Source organism: Synechococcus sp. R8-2, assembly GCF_047461715.1.
GTDB lineage: Bacteria > Cyanobacteriota > Cyanobacteriia > Thermostichales > Thermostichaceae > Thermostichus.
In genome coordinates this window covers 1-4,457 of record NZ_JANSHQ010000088.1, presented here as the reverse complement: position 1 = coordinate 4,457, position 4,457 = coordinate 1, and the positions used below count along the sequence as shown (strand labels likewise).

Here is a 4,457-nt window from a genome sequence, read left to right as displayed (position 1 = left end):
CCCAGCTTGCTCAAAGGAAGAAACTGGAGACATGGCCGACATAGAGACAGGTGCTCAGAACAGCTCCTACCCTACAAAGAGAACTTGCCCCAAGACTGTGTGGGCGGATACCCCCTCAAAGCCAGCGCCAGCTCAACCCCATATCCAAACTAGGGATATTCTTGCTTGGCCTGTTGCCAGAGGACTTCCAGCTCCTGGAAACTGCGTCCTTTCAGAAGGGAGCTTATGCCATCGCCGGGCAGGGATCCCGCTGGTTCCTGAGCCAGCTCTTCCATGCGCAAAAAACGGCGAGCAAAGCGCAGGTTGGTTTGGGTTAGAGCTTGGGCAGCATCCAAACCATACCAACGGCCCAAGTTGACCAGGGCAAAAAGCAGATCCCCCAGTTCGGCTTCCTGCCGAGTTGGATCGGGGGGATCCCTCTCCAATTCTCGACGCAGCTCGGCTTCTTCCTCGCGGATCTTGGCCCAGATCCCCTCCACCGTTGGCCACTCAAACCCTGCCCCCACCACTTTGCAGGAAATTTTCAGGGCAGCCATTAGGGGAGGCAAACTTTGGGCATAGTGCAGCAGTTTTTGGCCAAGGCTTTGATCCGGTCGCTCCCTTTGCTTGATCTGTTCCCAAGAGCGGTGCAACTCCGGAAGATCTGCCATCACAGCATCCCCAAACACATGGGGGTGACGGCGGATGAGCTTATCGGCAATTCCCGCAGCCACAGCTTCCAGATCAAAGTGGTTCTGCTCGGCAAAGATCTGAGACTGCAACACCACCTGCAACAACAAATCCCCCAGCTCTTCGGCAATTGCTGCCGGATCCCCGGCTCGAATGGCAGCTACCGTCTCATACGCTTCTTCAAGAATGTAGGGGGTAAGAGACTCTGGAGTTTGGGCCCGATCCCAAGGACACCCGTCGGGAGCGCGCAACCGAGCAACAATAGCCGCCAAACGACTCATGTGTGAGCTAGAGGCGGAACGCTCCAGATAAAGGTGGGCAAAATGGCCCGTCGCTTGAGGATCCCAGCTTTGGAGCGTCAATGGGCCGGCCACCACCTCCAAGTCTTCTGTTAGCAACGTAACAGACTGGACAGGAGAACAGATCTGTTGCAAAACACTGCGCAGCTTCGCCAGATCCTGGCCCCCACAGCTTTTCAGCAGCAGGGATCCCTGCTCAGCAGCGAACCACCGAGCCAGAGCCTGTTGCCAGTTGGGCTGAAGACTATCCAGCGTTTGCAGCATGATCAAAAGGGTAGGCGCGGCCCAAATCCAAAAGGCGGCTGAGCTGCTCCAGATCGATGAAACTCAACTCCAAAAGGATCATCAGCAACGGCCCTTGCTGGCGATGCTGCAGCTTCTTGGCCAGGCTCAGTTGAGAACGGTCGATAATGCCCGTTTCCAATAGATATTCCTCAAGGGCTGGGGGGGGAATGGGATCTAGCATGGTCGTTTCGCAGCGCTGAAGTAAGGACGAGTATGAAAACTGAGAAGATAGCAAACCAATGTAACTATTCTTAACACTTCTACAGAATTTCGGCAAAGATCTGGCTGGTGCGTAGGCCGAAGGCGAGCTTGCTAAGCCCTGCGCCCACAGCTCCAGGACAAGAGAACCCCTAAATTGCCTCGGCAAATGAGGTTTCCGTATCCAAGGACACAAAAAATGGGTACCAAGAGTTCATGGTATGGTAGCAAATTGGCGATCAGTTGGCAGCACCCCGAAAGGCCGACTGCTTTTTCTTTGTGGGAAAAACCAACTCACCTTGCAAGATGTTACCTTTTTATCTCGTTGAATCCTCGTGCTTGATAAAAATCTTACAACAATTCTTCGGGGATCCAATCTGTTCGGCTCCTCTGGGATCTGCCCTAATGCTGTCATCCTGCTCGGGTTCGGTTTTGGGCATACATCGTCCTACGTTCAGCTAAGCTAGAGACACTTGCCACATGGACTCCCGTTATGTCTGAAGCCCAGGGTTTACTGCCGGTGGGGGCAACGGTTCAAGTGGTGGAGATGCCTCCTTACCTAAAAACGGCTGACCCAATGCCGATGTTGCGCCCGGCCCATTTGATCCGCTTGCACGAACAAGGGGTGATCCTGCAGCGGCGGCTGTTGGGCACCTACAGTGTGCAGTTTGCCAATGGCATCTTTCTCATAGACGGAAAATATCTCGCGCCGGTGGGATCCCTGTCCTGACACGCCCATCTCTCCTCCGAGCCAGCTGGATGGGTTTGCCGGCCTTTAGAACCTTTGGGAGCTGGCAGCTTTCTGCAGAAGCGAGCCTTCAACTGGCCGGCGGACTTTCGCGATAGCCTGAACCGCGGCTAGCCGCTTCTGACGCTTCAGCGAGCTCAGTTGCTTATTCCCGTCAGCGGTGTCGAAGTAGCTGACAGACCTGCCCAGCTTTTGGTAGCTGGTTTTGCGATCTGCCACCGCCGCGCTGTAGAGGGCTCAGCACATCCGCCCCCAGTGGTGCAAGAGTTTTTCTTGCTGGCGACTGGGATAAAGCTGGGCCGCGGCAGCGTTGCGTAGCCACAAAGTGACGCAGGGGGTTACCCTGCCATAGGGTGCCAGTCCGCTGCGCTGAGACTGGAGACTGCCGCGCATCAGGTTAACTCATGTTAATTTGGGGGCGTCTTCCTCTTCCATCCTGCGATCTCTATGAGCATTCAACTTCCCCGCTGGCTAGAGCTGGCCTTGCCCTTCTTTCATCCTGTGCTGATGATTTTGGCGTTTGCGCTGGCCCTGTATGCCCTTTACCTGGGTCTGCAAGCGCGACGGGTGCGCACTGCCTCGGCAGAAGAACGCAAAGAGCTGATCAAAGGGAAGTTTGGTCAGCGGCATTTCCTCGCCGGATCCCTGTTCTTGGTGTTGATGGTGTTCGGGGCGCTGGGCGGCATGGGGGTTACCTACCTGAACAATGGCAAGCTGTTTGTTGGGCCTCACCTGCTGGCTGGGTTGGGCATTGTGGCCTTGGTGGCCAGCTCTGCGGCTCTAGCACCGCTGATGAAAGACGGGCAAAAAGTCTGGGCGCGCAACGTGCATATTCTATTGAACGTGGTGATCCTGGCGATCTTGGGTTGGCAGGCGGTGACCGGCTTCCAGATTGTGCAGCGCATCGTCGACCAAATGCTGACCACACCCCAGGTGGCTTAATCTCCCCGAAAGACCCATGCAACCCTGAACAGGGCTGAGCTTTGGGAGGACTTTGTCCCGCTGGTGCGAGCCGAGAAGTCCGTCGACCCAAAGACTTCGGCCTCCCCTTTTCGGAACCCAGAGCTTCATCATGTCAGAATGGCAGAGCAGGCGCTGCATCCTTCGACTGTAGAAGGGCGCTATCTTGCTGCTGCTACCCAGCTTCAACGCAATGGTTCTTCCCATGTCGGTTAGCCCTCTTCCCAATTGGGTCAAGCGTTCCATCGGTAAAGCCAGCGAGACTTCAGCGGTGCAGCAGGTGATCAAGCAGCGGGGCCTGCACACCATTTGCGAAGAGGGGCGCTGCCCAAACCGAGCCGAGTGCTACAGCCAAAAAACCGCTACATTTCTGTTGATGGGAGGGATCTGCACCCGCGCCTGCTCTTTTTGCCAGGTGGCCAGTGGACGGCCCGCACCATTGGATCCCGCAGAGCCGGAGAAAGTGGCCGAGGCGGTTGAGCTGCTGGGGCTCAGCTATGTGGTACTCACCTCGGTGGCCCGCGACGATCTGCCCGACCAGGGATCCGGTCGCTTTGTGGAGGTCATGGAGGCAATTCGGCGGCGCTGCCCCGGCACCCAGATCGAGGTGCTCACCCCCGACTTTCGCGGGGATCGCGAGTGCATTGCCCGTGTGGTGGCCGCTCAGCCTGTCTGCTACAACCACAACATCGAAACGGTGCGACGTCTCTCCCAGGCAGTACGGCGCAGCTCCGGCTACGACTTGTCCTTGCGGGTTTTGCGAACGGTCAAGGAGCTGAATCCTGGATTACCCACCAAGTCTGGGCTGATGCTGGGGCATGGGGAGACCCGCGCAGAAGTGCTGGAAACTTTCCGGGATCTGCTGGCGGTGGGATGCGATCGTCTGACTCTGGGGCAATACCTACAACCTTCCTTGGCCCATCGCCCTGTGGAACGCTACTGGACTCCGGAAGAGTTTGCCGAGCTGGGCCAGATAGCCCGCCAGATGGGGTTTCGCCAGGTGCGCTCAGGGCCATTGGTGCGCAGCTCCTACCACGCTGCCGAAATGGTTGAGAACTAGGCCAGGGAGCTTGGCAGAGAGGCTGTGCAGTCTGTCATAGCCAACCTTTCCCGTCCGATCAAGGCACGAAGGCCCGCTTCCAGGCCGAACGCTCGGGCTGCAAACCGGCTGAGCACCTGTGGCGCCAGGGATCCCAGGCGATACAGGCTGACCCCCGCCACCAGACCCGGCAAAAGGCCGTTGCCCCAGTCTCCCCACAGCCAGGAACTCACCCCTTCCGCCAGCAGCAGCAGAGCCC

General features: G+C 57.5%; 6 protein-coding genes and 1 pseudogene. 3 read left to right on the top strand and 4 right to left on the bottom strand.

What is annotated here, in order from left to right; genetic code table 11:
- Positions 1–149: 149 nt before the first annotated feature.
- Both mazG and NW819_RS02460 read right to left on the bottom strand, forming a co-directional pair.
- Positions 150–1,232 carry a nucleoside triphosphate pyrophosphohydrolase gene (gene mazG / locus NW819_RS02465; RefSeq protein ID WP_414344518.1) on the bottom strand — a complete coding sequence of 361 codons (1,083 nt, stop codon included), beginning with the start codon at positions 1,230–1,232 and terminating at the stop codon, positions 150–152.
- A complete protein-coding gene (locus NW819_RS02460) occupies positions 1,213–1,434 on the bottom strand; it encodes a DUF2949 domain-containing protein (RefSeq protein WP_041436895.1) in 222 nt (73 codons plus the stop codon). The genes mazG and NW819_RS02460 overlap by 20 nt, the downstream gene beginning before the upstream one ends.
- A 510-nt stretch (positions 1,435–1,944) precedes the next feature.
- Here NW819_RS02460 and NW819_RS02455 point away from each other — a divergent pair.
- Positions 1,945–2,181 (top strand): DUF3148 domain-containing protein, encoded by a 237-nt coding sequence (locus NW819_RS02455; protein ID WP_011429589.1) that lies wholly within the window; start codon positions 1,945–1,947, stop codon positions 2,179–2,181.
- Between the two features lie 255 nt (positions 2,182–2,436).
- Here NW819_RS02455 and NW819_RS02450 read toward each other — a convergent pair whose 3' ends face one another.
- Positions 2,437–2,592 (bottom strand): hypothetical protein, encoded by a 156-nt coding sequence (locus NW819_RS02450; protein WP_414390993.1) that lies wholly within the window; start codon positions 2,590–2,592, stop codon positions 2,437–2,439.
- A 54-nt stretch (positions 2,593–2,646) separates the two neighbouring features.
- On the opposite strand from NW819_RS02450, the gene NW819_RS02445 reads away from it, so the two are divergent.
- Together NW819_RS02445 and lipA are read left to right on the top strand one after the other, a co-directional pair.
- The gene (locus tag NW819_RS02445) at positions 2,647–3,141 is read left to right on the top strand and encodes a DUF4079 domain-containing protein (protein ID WP_414412786.1); all 495 of its coding nucleotides are present in this window, start codon (positions 2,647–2,649) and stop codon (positions 3,139–3,141) included.
- Positions 3,142–3,364: 223 nt separating this feature from the next.
- A complete protein-coding gene (gene lipA, locus NW819_RS02440) occupies positions 3,365–4,219 on the top strand; it encodes a lipoyl synthase (protein ID WP_414406391.1) in 855 nt (284 codons plus the stop codon).
- Here lipA and NW819_RS02435 read toward each other — a convergent pair.
- A pseudogene (locus tag NW819_RS02435) lies at positions 4,216–4,457 on the bottom strand (GTP-binding protein); the annotation flags it as partial. The gene lipA and the pseudogene NW819_RS02435 sit on opposite strands and share 4 nt — an antisense overlap.